Here is a 16,310-nt window from a genome sequence, read left to right on the forward strand (position 1 = left end):
CCTCCTTCCTCAAACAATATCCAGCGGCTGCTTCCGCGTTGGCGGAGGAAAAGCTTTGTCTATTTGTTGAAGTTGTTCAGGAGTGAGCCGAATACTGGCTGCCGCTGCATTTTGTCGTACATGCAATTCCTGCACCGCCTTCGGAATTGCCCAGACATCACCGTCCCGTATGACCCACGCAAGCGCAACTTGGGATGGAGTTACCCCGTGGCTGGCAGCAATGTCTACCATAACAGGATGCTCCAACAGACCCCGTCGCAGGCGGCCACCTTGGGCAATCGGGCAATAGGCCATCACAGGCACCCCATGCGTACGGCTCCAAGGTAGCAGATCATATTCGATGCCACGCGAAGCTGCGTGATACAGCACTTGGTTAACAGCGCAGGCTTCGCTTCTACTCAAGCTCCATAGCTCCTCCATGTCGGACTTGTCCAGATTGGACACTCCCCAGCTACGAATTTTGCCCTGCTCACGCAGTTTTTCCATACCTTGTATCGTCTCTTCCAGCGGAATATTCCCACGCCAATGCAACAAATACATGTCCACGTACTCCGTTCCCATTCGGGTTAGGCTCGCTTCGCACGCTTGAGCCAGTCCTTGGCGGTCCGCATGATGAGGGTAAGCCTTGCTAACAAGATAGACATCGTCCCGGCGACCCCGGATGGCCTCTCCGACGATCTCTTCTGCGCCGCCCTCAGCATACATTTCAGCCGTGTCCACCAGCGTCATACCCAGCTCCAAGCCAAGTTGAAGCGCGCGCACCTCTTCCTGCCGGAGTGACGCTTTTTCCCCCATATGCCACGTGCCCTGCCCGATTAGTGGTACTTCACGACCGTCAGTCCATCTAATCACACTTTTCTTATGTTGGCTCATATTCATCCCTCCTTAGGATCCTGATGCCACAGGCTTGTCAAATACATGGCTCTGCGTCCAATGCTGTCCACCATCCGAGGTGGTATACATAACTGGGGCCTGCTCTGAATCTGAGAAAATAGCCCAGCCTTCCTTGGCATTTGCCATCCCGATTTGCTGACCGCCATAACCGTCAAAGCCTTGCTTGCCATTGTTCCACGTCTTGCCGCCGTCAGTCGTCCAGCCGATCGTATTAGGCTTGTCGCACGGTGCGCAGTAGCCACCCATCCATGCGGTACTGCTATTAACCGGATAGAGCATACCTGGTGCCGTCCCTTCATTTTTGGCAACCTGGTTCTCTTGCTGGCTAATACCTGGTGCCGGACCGCCGCCAGCGGTGGCATTCGCCAGCACAGCACGCCAGCTTTGTCCACTATCGGCAGTATGCCAAAGCGAATACGACGTCTGATTCATCCCCGTATCTCCAACCAGCTCGATCCATGCGTTGCCACGTTCTACCGAACGAATAATGGCTCCATTTAGAGGCGCCTCCGTTGTGCGTGACATGACAGTAGTCCACTTTTGGCCCCCGTTAACAGTGTGTAAAATCTGAAACGAACGGTCTGTGTCCTGCGTAACCGCCCAGCCGTTTTGCCGATCATGGTAATATGGCTGTCCTACCATGTGGCCAGGCATGGGGAGCGAAGACCAGCTATGCCCGCCATCCTTCGTATATTGGCTGCCACTGAACCCTTCCTTGGACGATACAAAGTGTAAAAAGCCCGCTTGCCCTTGCTCAGGTACAGTCCCCACAACCTCCCAGCGTTTGCCGCCATCGCGAGTGGCCAGCAGCGATCCGCTGTCTGCCATAACAGCCCAGGCCTGCTGTCCGTTCAAGGCAAAAATCTGCTGAACCGTACCTTGGCCCTGATATTGCACATTCCACGTCGATCCGACTGAATCGGATGCAGCCGCGTCCGTTCGGGCAATCCAGCCATTTCCGCCGATCCAGCCGGATTGACCGTCGATCAAACGCAGCGCGGTAATATTGTCCATGCGGACCTTCGCTATAGTAGAGTCTGTGGTTGCTTGTCCTCCTGTTTTCGGTGTATCTACAGTCGTTCCCGAACCATTCGCTTGTGCCGAGGCAGCACCCTTTTGCTCATTTTGAGCCGTTTGTCCTGTTTGCGAGCCTGTTTCACACCCCGCTGTCACTATGGCAACGGCGAGCAAAAGCACCCAGACCGATGTTTTTTTCTTCATTTTCGTTCATCCCCTTATGTTGGTGATATACATGCTGTGCGGGTATTGTATTCACAGCAAAGTATATTCTATGTATTACCCTGCTGTCTTCGTTTCACTCTTAAGGTGAATATACGGGTGACTGTATGCGAACCATCGTTTCAGGTTTACGAGTTTACAGGAACAAAGCCGCCTTTTTCGATGGCCCGAGTTCCTTCTTCACTTTGCAGCCATTCGAGTAATCGTTGCATCGAAGGGCTTGGTTTCTCGCCTTCCCGTGTGACCACGAACAGTTGAGCTGTGAATGGATATTGCTTCGAGCGAATGTGTTCTTTGTTCGGCTCTACTCCATCAATAGACAAAAATTTGACCTCTTGACGATTATGCATCACATTTGCAAAATAATAAAATGAATATCCGAGCGCGTTGTGATCCTTGTTAAAATCTGCGACTGCATTAATCATACCACCCATAATGCCAATTTGTAGTTCACGTGGCGGGTCAGCCATCTCATGGCCTGCCATCACTTTCTTTTGCATGTATGTCTGACTGCCTGAATTTTCTTCTCGCTGATAAGCAATGATCGGCTGATCCTTGCCCCCTACTTCATTCCAATTATGGATAGCCCCTTCATATATACGACGAACCTGCTCCGAAGAAAGTCCCTTAACCGGATTGTCTTGATGAGCGAGAAAAATAAACGCATCCCACCCAATGGGCGTGAGCCTCATTTGTATTCCCCGACTTTTCGCCAGACGCAGTTCCTCATCGGAAGGACCGGCCACCAGAATCAGATCCGCCTTCTTTTCGATTAAATTGACATATGCCTGATGGGTCGTGTTGAATCTCAGCTCGTGCGCCGCTCGCGCCTTGCTCATTCCAGTCAGTTCATGCAGCATATCCTGCGCAAACGGAATGGCCGCCGTAGCCCCGTCAACTACCGGAAAATCCTTCTCTGCAATGTACGGGCGTTGAGGAAGCATCAGTGTAATCGTCAGCACAATGACGAGCGCAGCAGATATTGCGGCAACACTCCATTGCCATCTATGATCCACCTTACCATTCTTGTCGGTCACCGCTGGATAACGATTCACCCCAACTCCTATTACCATGCCAGCTATCGGCAGCAGTGCAGCCAGTAGAAACCAGATTTCACCATGCTGTGTATATGGCCCCAATACCTCCAACACAGGCTCCGCCCAAGCGTGATAGAGTGAAAAGAGCTCCCACGCCCCTCCCACTTCAGCAGGTTGGCCACCAGACCCTTGTATGCCTACAATCCACAACCACAGCCCACATAATAATGATAATAGCCCGGTCAGCATCAGCGAAAGCTTGCCCATGCTGGACATACGCGCACTCAAGGCACCATAAGCTGCAAAAATGAGACCGATAATCCATGCATATAGAAGTAGTATTACAAACACAGTTGTATCTGTGACACCTTCATGCCTCAGCAGAAGCTGCACTTGGGGTGCCACAACCATACTCCAAACTACATTAAACATGACTGAAAACAATCCAAACATAAACGTACCACCCAGCCATGGCCAAAACCATGCTATCCGCACAGACTCATTCTTTTCCGGCTTGGTTATAACTTCCTTTGGATCAGACATGTACATCCCCCTATAACTAATGAATGAAATGAGACTGTAAGCCATTGCTTCTTCATTGTACAATTATGGTAAAGATTAGTATACGAGAGGAGGATAAAAATGTCCTTATCCGATCATCCGAATAATACATCTGATGTAACCTTGCTCCGGAAAGCACACGATGATCTATGGCTTTCCTTACAGCATATTCCCAGCGATGAAGCACTCAAGCTACTTCACAGCTTTGCAACCCAGGTAGCGTTCTATCACGAGAAAAAGGACAAGGAGGCGGACTGTAAAAACTACTTTCGAACTCCCTTGCCCTATATAGCGATAGCCGTTGGTATTTCACTGCCAACCGCCATGTGGCTTCTGATATTGTTCTTACCCTAATGCTTATGGCAAAAAAGGCCTCCCCCACGGGAAAGGCCTTTTTGGTATCGAATCTTCTTTATATTGCTCTGGCATGGATCAAAAAACGGTGCTGCTTCACGTCCCAGTACCCATCACGTTGGATATCCAAATACAGACCATACAGCTGTTCTATATATTTCTCTGGCTGAAAGTCTGCAATCTGCCATTCAATAGCTTTTAAATAGTAGACAAGCGCAAAATACGTCGTACCTCCGTTGGCGAAAATGACTCATGCTTATTCAGCACGAGGTCGAACCCGGCATCGCCAAACGGGAGGGAATCGTCATCCTGTATAGCCATATCGTGGGCTTAAGGAATTGCTGGTAAAGCCTTTGCAAGCTCCGGTGTCATATCTTTTGGAGTTAAATAGCAATAGCGTGTATGGGGGTCTGAACTAAATAAAGGTTTGATCTTGACCTGAACCAGGTAAGTGCCTTTCGCCCTATTTGGAGTATAGCTATAGGGTCTGCGCTTTTCCAGTACAGTGCTCCAGAGCTTCGGATCTTCAATCGTTATTGCTTTATGCTTCTGTTGGATGCTTTTAAATAGCTTATAGTCTTCAATATACTGATTGGGTTGATAAGGTTCAAGCTCTTCAGCAATAATAGGAACAGCCCGTATCGAAAAAATATCCTTGGAATCAATGATCACCTTATCCGCATACCCCTTTTGCTCTAGCCAACCTGTAAGCTTGTGATAGGAAGCCGGCCATTCAAATGAAAATTCACGATGCCAGCTCGGTTCGTTATTGGTAAAGGATGACTCTTTGTTTGTAATAGAAACACTCCCTAGGGGATATCGATGTGATTGCATTTCGCTATAACTCATATTTAATACTTCTTCTCTGAGTATATCTTCAAATTCACGAGTTTCTTTGGGATTGGTCAAAACCACTCGTCTTTCATTATCATCTACGGATTGGATATTAATCGTCTCTGCTTTTCCTTGCAGCTTATCCAGCTCGTATCTTACCGTTTTATAAGGCTCTGCTTCCATCACTTTAGTCAGTTCTGTCCGGAAAGGCTTCTCCGGGAATGTATAGCGGCGAGTCATGGTGGAACCATCATCCAAGCGGTAGATTATGACTGCCCTTTCGACGGCCAGGTTTTTGGACAATGTTTTCTCGCCAGCTGCATGTGCACGTACGAGTTCACGATGTAAATTCAGCACAGAGGCAATATAGGCCCTGTCTTGGGAGTAATAAGCTTCTTTTTCTGCATTTCCCCCTAGAGGCTCCTCTTGCCCGACATAAACTTTTTCTACGGAGTGTGCTGTTGGAATCCGCCCCTCATAACCCAACCAACCTGATATCGGGATATATAGTACCAGCCCCATGATCACACCGTACACGACCATTTCCACCAAAGCTCGAACACGCACAATTTGCCACGTCTTGCGGACGACCATCTCTACAACGATATAGCCTAGAACAGCTCCAAGTGCATACCCAAAAATCGACCAATTTGCTGCTCCTCTTGTACCTGCATTATAAAAATAATCGCCTATTACAAGCATGGCGCATAGTATAACCCCTGCCTTGAACAAAGGTTGAAAGAAAGAAAACGCCATGGCCTGAGTCGCCTTCTCGACCAAGCGTTTACGGTACAAACCATAACTCAAGGCGACAAACAGCAGGGAGATACCTATATAGGCAAGCAGCTCCATGTAGGAAAAGGCGCGATGCGGCAAATTGTCCATAATGCGTACAAACGGCGATAAGTTATCCCAGACATTATTACTGCTGCGAAACTCCGAGCCGTTAATATATTGAACAATGGTTTCTCGCACTTGCACATAACCGTATAAATTACGTTCCAGAAAACGCCCTATCATCATGGATAGAAACTGAGGCAATAGCAGCAAAACATACACTACTACGATCTGTAGCAACGATTGTCCCACACAAATCCCTACAAACACAGTAAAAGTAAACAGGAAAATCGTAAGGACAGATACGACCAGTGCCCATGATCCAATATCATGGATATGAAAAATATAAGGCAGTTCGACTGACGTGTTAACCCAAGCAGTTACTCCCGCAGTCAGCCATACAGGTACAAGTAAAAGAATAAGACCGCTAATTAAATGTGATGTTAATAAATGCTCTCTACGCAAAGGTAGGCTGTGATACAAATCGGATGACCCCTGTCGCTGAACAAAACGAAGCAGCATCACACCTGCCAGCACGGGTACGGTCGTTAAGATTAATTTTTGCAATTCATTACCTGAGCTTGTGTTATCAAACAAGCTTTTTAAAACCACTCGTGGTTGTTCATCACCAATGCTCATAAACAATGGCAGCAGTACTGTAAACAGCAATCCTACCAAGTACAATAGACCGATCCAGCCATGCTGTCTCAGGCATTGGCGAATTACGCCGCCGCTACAGAAGAATCGGTTGGATGTCATAACCTGCGTCCTCCATTTCATAAATGAAAATTTCTTCAAGCGTCAACGGCAGCAAATCAAACACATGCGGCTCATACGCCTCAATCGTCTCTGCAATCCGCTCTCGTTCCCCCCGGATAATGAGCAGCAGAACACTGCCCCTCCGCTCCTTATGTACAACCGAAAGTTGTCCACATACGGTTTCCTCATGCGTGCTTTCACGAAAGGCAACCTGCACCTTATGCGTATCAGACTTGAGGTCGTCGACCTCTTTTTCCAACAGCATTTGCCCCTGGTGCATAATGCCGACGTGATCACACATGTCTTCTATTTCACGCAAATTATGAGATGAGATCACGACGGTCATCTCGCGTGCAGCGGTTTCCTGGAACAGTAAATTTTTGATCATTCTACGCATCACCGGGTCCAGCCCATCAATCGGTTCATCCAAAATGAGCAGCTCAGGCATACAGCTCAAGGCAAGCAAAAAAGCAGCCTGGCGCTTCATCCCCTTGGAAAAACGGTGGAGCTTTCGTTTAGGATCTAGCTTAAAAATCTCCGTAAGCTGTATGTAGCGTTCCTCGCTCCAGCTCGGATAAATGGAGCGGTAAAACCGGGCCATCTGACGAATTGTCGCTTGCGGAAAAAAATAGGGGGTGTCTGGCATAAACAGAATGTGCTGCTTGACTTCTGGCTGCTCATATACGGACTGTCCGCCAATCAGTACCTTTCCTGCATCCGGTCGGTAAATCCCGGCGATGATTTTGAGCAGTGTTGTTTTCCCCGCCCCGTTTGAGCCCAGCAGTCCAAAAATGGAGCCCTTCTTCACTCTAAGGGCGAGCTGGTCGACAGCCTTTTCTTCTGTAAATGTCTTTGTGACTTCCCTTAATTCAATCAAGGGACATCCCCCTTTCCTTTGTTTGTATAGCTTCCACGTACATGTCGTCCACTTCCTGCTGTGTAAAACCGAAATGGACGGCTACAATCATCTGTTTTAACAACGCCGCCCGAATCTCATCTCGCTTGATTTGTTGTGGCTGATGTTGGGCAGGTGTGACAAAGCTGCCTTTGCCCTGAACGGAATAAATGTATCCTTCTCGTTCCAACTCGCGATACGCCTTCTGAATCGTATTCGGATTCACCGTTAGCTGAGCGGACAATGTCCGCACAGAAGGCAATTGCTCATCCGGCTGAAGTGACCCATACACGATCATTTCCTTTACCCTGTCCATAAGCTGTTCGTAGATCGGCTTGCGGCTGCGGATATCCAGCTCGAACATGGACTTCCTCCTTTCAAGACTTAATCTGATTCATTTGTATATGCTCAGCTGTTCTAACTGTACTATAATTAATAGTACAGTTAGAACAGTTTGTCAATCTTTTCTTTGGGGATTTCTCACAAAAAAAATAGCCGTGATGCATGATGCATCACGGCTATCTCTTTTTAGCCTTCCTTTGACTCATAAGGTTCATCACGGCTTATATTCGCGAGCGTTGAACCATCCGGCAGCTTAAGATCCAGCTGGAACCGGAACGTCGCTCCTCTGGCCTCATCGCTATCCACACCAATGGACCCCCCCATCAGCTTGACCAAGTTTTTACAGATGGACAATCCCAGTCCTGTCCCTCCATATTTTCGGTTCAGTGCCGGATGAAGCTGGGAAAAAGGCTGAAACAATAGATGCTGGCGGTCTGCTGGGATACCGATTCCAGTATCCGTTACACTGAACTCAATCAGGCATCTATTTTTACGACGGCTGTAAGCCTTTCTCTCCACAAAGATATTTACACGCCCTCGCTCCGTAAATTTGATCGCATTGCTCACCAAATTCACCAGCACCTGTCGAATACGCACATGATCGCCGACCAGCATCCCCGGGATTTCCTGATCCACATGCCATTCCAGCTCAATGCCTTTTTCCATAGCCTGCGTCATGAATAGGTCAGCCACACTGCCCACCACATCATCTAGCACAAAGGACTCGTGCAGCAAAGACATTTTGCCAGCTTCGATTTTGCTCAAATCCAGTATCTCGTTCAATATCTGCATTAAAGCACCGCTGCTACTGGTAATAATGTCTATATAGCTACGCTGCTCCTCATCCAATTCAGTATCTGCCAGTAACCCCGCCATGCCTATAATGCCGTTCATCGGTGTACGGAGCTCATGACTCATCACAGAAAGAAACTCTGACTTGGCCCGATCGGCGCGTTCGGCAGACTCCTTGGCCCGAATGATCTCCTTTTCATTCGTCCTGTCTACAAAAACCATCACAGCCCCTTTTCGCTCGCCATTATCCATCAAAGGGCTGATTCGATAGGAGGCCAGAAAGCTGGACCCGCCTTTTTTCCAAAATACAGCTTCCTCTGCCTGATAAGAGGCTCCGCTTCGAATCGCTTGAAGAATAGAGGACTGTTCGTCCGGAAAATGACTGCCAATTTCGTCAGCATGGAGGATCATGTCTATGCAAGCGCCATTCAGCGGATTGGCAGATCCTACGCCAAACATCTCAACAGCTGCCGGGTTCATAAAGCGGACATGTCCTTCGGTACTTAAACCTACAATTCCTTCGGATACGGCATTCAAAATAAGCGAATGCTCATTACTGAGCTTTTCAATTTGAGCAATGTAGCTTTTAAGAGGGGTAACATTTTCTATAATCCCGTAGCAGCCTACAATTTCCTCTTGCACGAAAATCGGGATATTCGTCATCTTGATGAATAGACGCTCCCCCTCCTTATGTATAAATTCCGATTCATAGGTTTGCGTCTCACCCTGCTTGGCCAGCTCCATGTGACGCTTGATTTTGTCCTGTTCCTCAGAGGAAGCCATGATGAGTATGTCAGCCCCAAGCAGCTTATCCTTCGTATAACCCGTAAGCTCCTCCAAGCTCGGATTCACGCTCAAGATATGACCTTCCATATTCACGGCGCATATCCCGAGTGGATTATGCTGAAACAGTGACCTATAACGGTTTTCACTTTCGCGCAGACGCTGCTCCATTTCCCGGTGCTCTGTAACATCCTGGATCATTCCAACCACTTGAACGGGCTTGCCTGCATGCTCGTCCATTTCAGCTTCCCAGATTGAACGCAGTACCTTTTGTTCCCCATTCGGCAATACAATCCGGTAAAAGGTTTCTTCGTGAACTCCCTTTAATATAACGTTGGTGATAATCTGTTTCATGCGCTCTGTATCTTCTGGATGAACAGCCGCCATGAACGCGTCAATACTTGTTTCAACCGACTTGACACGATAACCAAAAATGCTGCGAAATTCCTTGGAGAAATGCATAACATTGTTGACCAGATCCCAGTCCCATGAGCCGAACATCGCCAACCGTTGAGCTTTTGCCAAATTCTCCTCGCTCTTCTGGCGCTCTGTGATGTTGCGTCCGATGGACAGTACTCGCTTGATTCTGCCCTGTTCATCCCGAATAATGCGGTACGATACTTCCAGCCACAAATAGTGCCCGTCCTTATGACGAACACGCCGCTTCATGATGCCTGTTTCCTTGAAGAGTCCATGTACACGCATATAATCGGCATCTTCAACATGGTAGAATTGGAGCCGCTTTTTGCCGAGCATTTCCTGCTTTGTATAGCCTAGGAGTTTTTCCACCGAAGGAGAAATATATTGGAGTATGCCGTCCGCCGTGCTATATGAGATAACATCCGGCGTATTTTCCGTAATCAGCATGTACAAATCCTCATTATCCGAGAGCACCTGCTCCATATCTTTTTTCTCCGTGATATCCATTGCATACGCAATCAAATAAGATTGTTCGGTAGCCTCATCATCAAATATGGTTAATTCCAGCGATAGCCAGACGGATGTTCCCCTTTTATGTTTCAAACGCAGCTCTGTCTTATAGACTTGATCCGTAGCCTTTAGCCAACCTGCGTAAGCCTCCCTCAACCCTCGCTGATCCTGAGCCTCTTTATACAAGAGATGGTAATATCGGATATCCAGTAATTCCTCCTGCTCATATCCGACCATTTTGCAAAAGGCGGGATTGACGTACAGGCACTTCCCCTCCCTCGACAAAATCACGATTCCTGTCGGGGCATGATTATACATATGTTCCAGCAAAGGCAGTCGTCGAGCAGCAGAAAACACAATGAATCTCCTCCTTTGTGGTCCGGCAGTTTTTCTAACTACACCTATTCTAACATGATATGGGATTTTATAGCAGTGAGTCCACCTCTAGATAAAGGCCCTTAAAACATGTATGCACAAAAGATTGCCGATGCAGGTTCATCGGCAATCTTCGAATTATTTTTTTATACCACCCGGCTAAGAAAATGACGCAAAAATCGCTCCGCATCGACTTTAAGTGCCACATCAACCGTAGTCAGTGCTTGAGCTTCGTTCTCATTTTGCACCTCACGGGTGCGACCAACCTCGGCGGAATCCCCCACCTCAACAGCAATGTGCATTGGACGTATCTCCACAAAACTGGAATCTATCGCTAATCCTACAGCCAGTGGATCATGCAAAGCACAGCCTGCAATACCAGGTCTGAAATTGCGATAAGCTTCCATATAAAAGTCTGTCATATCTGCCATAAACGCGCTCAGCTCGGTCCCTTGCTCACGCCATTTGTCCACATCCTGCTGTGGAAGCAGTGTTTGCATCGTGACGTCAAGCCCAACGAGCGTAAGCGGAAAGCCCGCTCCCAGCACATAGGCTGCGGCTTCTGGATCGGCGTAAATATTCGCTTCAGCCGTCGGAGTTACATTCCCTTTCACTGTAACCGCGCCGCCCATGATGATCAGGCGGTCAAGCAATTGGGGCAATTCGGGGCAGCGATCCAATGCAATCGCAAGATTGGTTAGCGGTCCCACAGCTACCAGGGTAAGTTTGCCTTCATAGCGACGAGCCTGTCCGATAATAAAGTCAGCCGCATCCCCAGACGCAGCCTGACGGGAGGGCGCTCCTTTCAATTGATTGCCAATACCGTCTTCACCGTGAATATGCCGGGAATAAGGTTTGAACAACTCCCGAGCATACGGCTTGTGAGCGCCAGACACGACCGGAGCCTCTACCCCCAGTTTTTCCAGCAGAATCAGTGAGTTACGTGTTGCCTCCTCCACCGAGATATTACCAAAGGTGGTTGTAATACCGAGTAGCTCCAATTCCGGCGAATGGACCGCATACGCAATAGCAAGCGCGTCGTCAATGCCAGTATCTACATCTAAGATTAACTTTTTGCTCATGATGACCCTCCACAGTAGAACAGCATTCTTTTTTTCATTATACACAATTTCAATGCTTATTCCCTTGGTCATCAAATTCTTTATTCGAAGACGTAAAAAAGACTACGACAGCTATGCCGTAGCCTTCTTTTAATACTTTTAAATCACTCAAGGGCACTTGTTCTGGCTAAATCCTAAGGCTCGATTCCCCACACCAGCTTATCATTGTGGAACAACGTTACTTTGTTCCATTCTGCATAAGAGGTTTTCGTTGGATCGAAGGAGTAATCATTGGATTCGTTCAGGTTAGACCAGTCACTATTGTTCATGCGGATCTGAATATCACCTGTTTGCGCTCCAGCAGCAAGCGTGCCGGCAGCAGTACTGAAACCAATTTCAATATAGTTGTCTGTAATGGTACGCAGCACGTTATCATTGCCTACTTGCGCATAGTCTACTGCAGATTGCAGCTCTTGGCTGCCATCCTTCGTGAAGTAATAGCGGATTTTCAGCTCACTCAGCTTCACGGGTGTTGTACCTTTATTTTTCAGGTTAAGGAAAGGCTTGACTGCGTTATTAGCTGGGTCGGTGTCACCAGCCCGGTACATTACAACCAGATCACCCGCTGGTTCTGTAGGGTCGGTTGGATCAGTCGGTGTACCTTTAGGTTCAGCGCTTACCGTTGCGGAATCCTTACTTGTTCCTTTCGCATTCGTAGCACTTACAACATAGAAGTAAGTTGTTCCGTTCGTCAGCCCCTTATCCGTGTACTCTCTTTCCGTTACAAGAGGCGCAACGGCTGTAAAAGGACCTGCTTCGCTAGTGGCACGTTTTACCGTGTAGCTATCGGCACCAGTAGACGCATTCCAAGTCAGCGTTACTTGAGCATTACCCACAACAGCCTTTAAGCCTGACGGTACAGCTGGAGCTGTAGGCGCTGGGTCCACACCACCAGTGGAAGGCACGATTGCAGGGTACGCATTTTGTACCAGCATCACAAACTGATCATGGAACCATGCTCCTGAAATAGGTGCATTCGGTAAAGCATCTGTTAATGTGCCATCCTTGGTTGTATAGGTAGGATCACACATACGGTCAAAGCCTTTACCCTCATCGTTCGGAATGAGTGAGCTGGAACCATCGGAATCACCCGGAGGTTTCGCCCATACATAGGCATCAATATGGCCAGCTGGAGCCGTTTGTGGCGGTGTTCCCATACCTGCTCCGCTGTTATTACACCAGTTACCACGGTGCGAGCGTTTGTCAACACGGCCTGAGTTTACATAGGAGTTAATATCATTGCCGACTGCGGAAGTCGGACGGTTAGGTCCGCCCCATCCGTTACGGCCTGTATCAATTAACATACCGAGTGAGCTCGGCCAGCCTGCGCTGACAAAATCTCTATGCAATGACTCTGCGAAATCCGATTCATCGAAATTAGGATTCCATTCATAGTACTTGGACGATTTGATCGGTTGTCCGCCGACATTCAGATTTGGATCAGGCAAATTAGGTTCTGTCAGCGGTGAAGTATTGGCTGTATTCGTGATAAAGCCATCTACACTGGACAGACCTTTGCTAGTGTCTTTGAAGATAGTTGTAAACAGGGATACCGTTGCTGCACGGTTGTTATCCCAACCTAACCAGCCAGAGTGACCGATATCTACGTATTTGTACACATTCGGAATCTCGTTCAGCTTATTCATTGTGTACTTAACGCCAGCTTCATAAATCCCTGTAGACTTGGCTTGCGCACATTTAGGATCATCCAGATTGGTTACCAGGTTTGGCAAACTATCTGGTTCAATGATCGCTACGATACGAATATCCTTATATTTGGGATTTGCAAAAATAGAAGCAATTTTGTCAACATAATCCTTTTTATATGTTTCCAGCCCTGCCTGAGTCAGCGGTAATTCACCATTGGAAGCCAAGGCATGACAATCCCGTCCGGGCAGATCATACACAATAAATTCCGCCGTAATCGGTGTGCTGCCTTTCTTTTGCGCCAATACTTGGTCCAAATGCGCTTCCAGGCCAAGCTTGCCTCCACCGCCGTTAATAGCAGCGATACGATCAAGCCATACGGCTGTTGGGAATGTTTTGACCGTTTGCATTTTTGCTTTCAGATTGGCATCCGTAATCTTGGCAATCGATGTATCAACACTAGCCGCATAATCAGGACTAACATATTTTGTCGCCCCTTGGTAAGGATTGTCCACATGGGATTCTGCATGTATTTTATCCGTAAATCCTGCACCTGGTAGAAAGCTGCTTGCGACGAGTGATAGCGCAAAAGCATACTTCATGCTTTTACGAAGCACTTGCTTTGTTTTCAATTGCTTCACCTATCTTTCCGTGGATTTTGTTGAATCTTCCTATGTCGGCACCTGATTGTTACATGATTAAATGTGAGTTACGCCTACTCTCTCCAAAAAAAGCGGCGTTCATAGTTGCGAAAGGTAAGCGCTTTCTATTTGTCCATGCGCTCACATTTTCCCCTTTTTGTCACCTCCTATGTTAGATTATAGTGAGCTGGAAATCTGCTGTAAATTGAATAAATTAAGGACTACATTATTAATTAGGCATATGAATTGCCACTCTAACGGTTCGTTGTGGCACCTCTTTTTCTGAAACCGGTTCCTTCATTTGTTGAACATCCCTGCTATGACAAGCTCTCAGGAGATTTAGGATCGACAGCAAAAGAGCGAATTCAAAAAAAGCAAGACCGCATTCTTTAATTTCCGTCAGCTCAAATCGACAATGATAAACTCCAGAACGCCAACTATGCCAAATCGTTATATCTATCGACAGCAAAAGGGTGTTTTCAGGCCACATGACCGTGAAAACACCCTTTTATTGTTGTGAAGTCAATCTATGCTCTTGTTGTTCTACACTTTTTCGCGATCCTTGCCCTTATCGGATTGCCCTGCATTTTTATTGGCGGCATCCCGATCCAGCTGCATTTCTTCAACCGTCTTCACCTTAAGTCGCGCTGCTCCCTCATAAGGTCGGGTTGGAATCAGATCGCCTGCAGCCAGACGTTGACGCGCCTCGACAATTGCTGCTCCGTATTGCGGCAACCATGCTTCCTGGGCCACCAGCATTTCATCGACCATCTGCCAAATTTCTTTCGGATTACACACCGCGCCCACTAGCGGATCCATCATAAACGCTTGCCGCAGCAGCTTATCATCTCCGTGCACAGCCGCTTCAACAGCCAAACGCTGGACGGAAATACTTACATTGCAGACGGCAGCAAGACCGAGCGGAAGGTCTCCTACATGTGGCATGGAGATACCATTCCGATCCACATATCCAGGCGCTTCAATAATCGCATCGTCCGGCAAATTGGAAATCACACCGTTATTTACGACATTAAAATGCCCCCGGTATACACGTCCGGTTTCTAGACCTTCGATAATGTATGAACCATGCTCTTCACCGCGATTTTCCGCCTTGTACTCCAATGGGTCTTCTTTCATCCAGTTGGGGAAATCTGTTTCAAACCAATTACGTCCTTCTGTACATACACGCAGATAGCCGCCTGTTTCTCCGTTGATCCAGCTGCCTAGATCAATCCAGTCCAGAATTTCATTCGGACGCTTCCGGTACCAAGGTACATATTCACTTAGATGGCCATTCGACTCTGTGCTGTAATAGCCAAAACGACGAAGCATGTCGATGCGTACCTTTTCGGTGCGGCTATATTCGGGATGTTTTTCAAAAGCCTCCAGCAGTCCAGCTGTCAGATCCTTGCCTTCATGTGACGCCTGAATGTACCACGTCTGGTGATTGATTCCGGCGCACACAATGTCCACATCCTGCTTCTCCAGACCATACACCTCGGCAATTTGGTGATGCCCATGCTGGACGCCGTGGCATAGGCCGATTGTACGCACACCGCTGTATTTATTGCAGGCCCACGTAATCATCGCCATCGGGTTCGAGTAGTTCAGCAACAATACATCCGGTGCACTTAGCTCGCGGATATCCTTGCAGATGGCCAGCATTTCAGCAATACCACGCTGACCGTACATAATCCCTCCTGCACACAGTGTATCGCCCACGCATTGATCCACGCCATATTTCAGCGGAATATCCACATCGGTTGCAAAGCCCTCTAGCCCTCCTACCCGGATGGTACAAATGACGTATTTGGCATCCTTTAGAGCTATCTTTCGGTCCGTAGAGGACTGTATCTGTATGGACAAACCATTCTCACGAATATCCCGCTGGCACAGCTCAGTAACCATATCCAGATTGTGCTGACTGATATCCGTAAAAGCCACTTCAATATCGTTAAATTCCGGCACCGATAACAAATCTCGTAAAATTCCACGGGTAAAACCGATGCTTCCTGCTCCAATAAAAGCTACTTTAAATGACACGGCATTCAACCTCCGGTAATTAGAATTGGTATATACCGTCATTGTAGCAATAGCTCTGCGGAAAGCGTTATCAAAATCATGACCAGTTTCGTATTTAGGTGTCAAAAATCCTAACTTTCGCTTTAGCAGAGGGTTGCCGATTTCCATTTCGTTCCATCCGTTTCTCTCTTTCTATCTAGTGTTTTTTCAGTTCAATATGTACTTTAAGTGCGGTAAATGTAGTAAC

The 16,310-nt window shown here is 47.6% G+C and carries 11 protein-coding genes; 1 reads left to right on the forward strand and 10 read right to left on the reverse strand.

Going from position 1 to position 16,310, the window contains the following annotated elements; all coding sequences use genetic code 11:
* Positions 1-9 precede the first annotated feature (9 nt).
* The 3 genes from MKX30_RS16040 to MKX30_RS16050 form a co-directional block, all read right to left on the reverse strand.
* A complete protein-coding gene (locus tag MKX30_RS16040) occupies positions 10-873 on the reverse strand; it encodes an aldo/keto reductase (protein WP_339201563.1) in 864 nt (287 codons plus the stop codon).
* A gap of 12 nt (positions 874-885) precedes the next feature.
* Positions 886-2,115, reverse strand: coding sequence for a hypothetical protein (locus MKX30_RS16045; RefSeq protein WP_339201561.1), 1,230 nt, complete (start codon positions 2,113-2,115; stop codon positions 886-888).
* A gap of 146 nt (positions 2,116-2,261) precedes the next feature.
* Complete coding sequence (locus MKX30_RS16050; protein ID WP_279832050.1) at positions 2,262-3,713, reverse strand: PstS family phosphate ABC transporter substrate-binding protein; 1,452 nt, start codon at positions 3,711-3,713, stop codon at positions 2,262-2,264.
* A gap of 99 nt (positions 3,714-3,812) precedes the next feature.
* On the opposite strand from MKX30_RS16050, the gene MKX30_RS16055 reads away from it, so the two are divergent.
* Positions 3,813-4,085: a hypothetical protein gene (locus MKX30_RS16055; RefSeq protein ID WP_069079703.1), complete on the forward strand. Its 273-nt coding sequence runs from the start codon at positions 3,813-3,815 to the stop codon at positions 4,083-4,085.
* A gap of 330 nt (positions 4,086-4,415) precedes the next feature.
* Here MKX30_RS16055 and MKX30_RS16065 read toward each other — a convergent pair whose 3' ends face one another.
* The 7 genes from MKX30_RS16065 to MKX30_RS16095 all read right to left on the reverse strand — a co-directional run bounded on the left by MKX30_RS16065 (position 4,416) and on the right by MKX30_RS16095 (position 16,084).
* Positions 4,416-6,515 carry a multidrug ABC transporter permease gene (locus MKX30_RS16065; RefSeq protein ID WP_339201559.1) on the reverse strand — a complete coding sequence of 700 codons (2,100 nt, stop codon included), beginning with the start codon at positions 6,513-6,515 and terminating at the stop codon, positions 4,416-4,418.
* Positions 6,490-7,392: an ABC transporter ATP-binding protein gene (locus MKX30_RS16070; protein ID WP_339201557.1), complete on the reverse strand. Its 903-nt coding sequence runs from the start codon at positions 7,390-7,392 to the stop codon at positions 6,490-6,492. The genes MKX30_RS16065 and MKX30_RS16070 overlap by 26 nt, the downstream gene beginning before the upstream one ends.
* Positions 7,385-7,774: a GntR family transcriptional regulator gene (locus tag MKX30_RS16075; RefSeq protein ID WP_025723754.1), complete on the reverse strand. Its 390-nt coding sequence runs from the start codon at positions 7,772-7,774 to the stop codon at positions 7,385-7,387. The genes MKX30_RS16070 and MKX30_RS16075 overlap by 8 nt, the downstream gene beginning before the upstream one ends.
* Before the next feature lie 164 nt (positions 7,775-7,938).
* A complete protein-coding gene (locus MKX30_RS16080; protein ID WP_339201554.1) occupies positions 7,939-10,614 on the reverse strand; it encodes a PAS domain S-box protein in 2,676 nt (891 codons plus the stop codon).
* A 164-nt stretch (positions 10,615-10,778) separates the two neighbouring features.
* A complete protein-coding gene (locus MKX30_RS16085) occupies positions 10,779-11,714 on the reverse strand; it encodes a nucleoside hydrolase (RefSeq protein ID WP_341062984.1) in 936 nt (311 codons plus the stop codon).
* A gap of 173 nt (positions 11,715-11,887) precedes the next feature.
* Positions 11,888-14,041, reverse strand: coding sequence for a glycoside hydrolase family 6 protein (locus tag MKX30_RS16090; protein ID WP_340958570.1), 2,154 nt, complete (start codon positions 14,039-14,041; stop codon positions 11,888-11,890).
* 543 nt (positions 14,042-14,584) lie between these two features.
* On the reverse strand, positions 14,585-16,084 hold the full coding sequence (locus MKX30_RS16095; protein ID WP_028543208.1) for an alpha-glucosidase/alpha-galactosidase: 1,500 nt from the start codon (positions 16,082-16,084) through the stop codon (positions 14,585-14,587).
* Positions 16,085-16,310 lie beyond the last annotated feature (226 nt).

The sequence above is a fragment of the Paenibacillus sp. FSL P2-0173 genome, assembly GCF_038008045.1.
Lineage (GTDB): Bacteria > Bacillota > Bacilli > Paenibacillales > Paenibacillaceae > Paenibacillus > Paenibacillus polymyxa_B.

What these genes read in the sequence shown, in the direction of transcription:
- MKX30_RS16045 (WP_339201561.1), bottom strand. Translation starts at nt 2,115, where the DNA reads ATGAAGAAAAAAACATCGGTCTGGGTGCTTTTGCTCGCCGTTGCCATA.
- MKX30_RS16055 (WP_069079703.1), top strand. Translation starts at nt 3,813, where the DNA reads ATGTCCTTATCCGATCATCCGAATAATACATCTGATGTAACCTTGCTC.
- MKX30_RS16085 (WP_341062984.1), bottom strand. Translation starts at nt 11,714, where the DNA reads ATGAGCAAAAAGTTAATCTTAGATGTAGATACTGGCATTGACGACGCG.
- MKX30_RS16065 (WP_339201559.1), bottom strand. Translation starts at nt 6,515, where the DNA reads ATGACATCCAACCGATTCTTCTGTAGCGGCGGCGTAATTCGCCAATGC.
- MKX30_RS16075 (WP_025723754.1), bottom strand. Translation starts at nt 7,774, where the DNA reads ATGTTCGAGCTGGATATCCGCAGCCGCAAGCCGATCTACGAACAGCTT.
- MKX30_RS16050 (WP_279832050.1), bottom strand. Translation starts at nt 3,713, where the DNA reads ATGTCTGATCCAAAGGAAGTTATAACCAAGCCGGAAAAGAATGAGTCT.
- MKX30_RS16040 (WP_339201563.1), bottom strand. Translation starts at nt 873, where the DNA reads ATGAGCCAACATAAGAAAAGTGTGATTAGATGGACTGACGGTCGTGAA.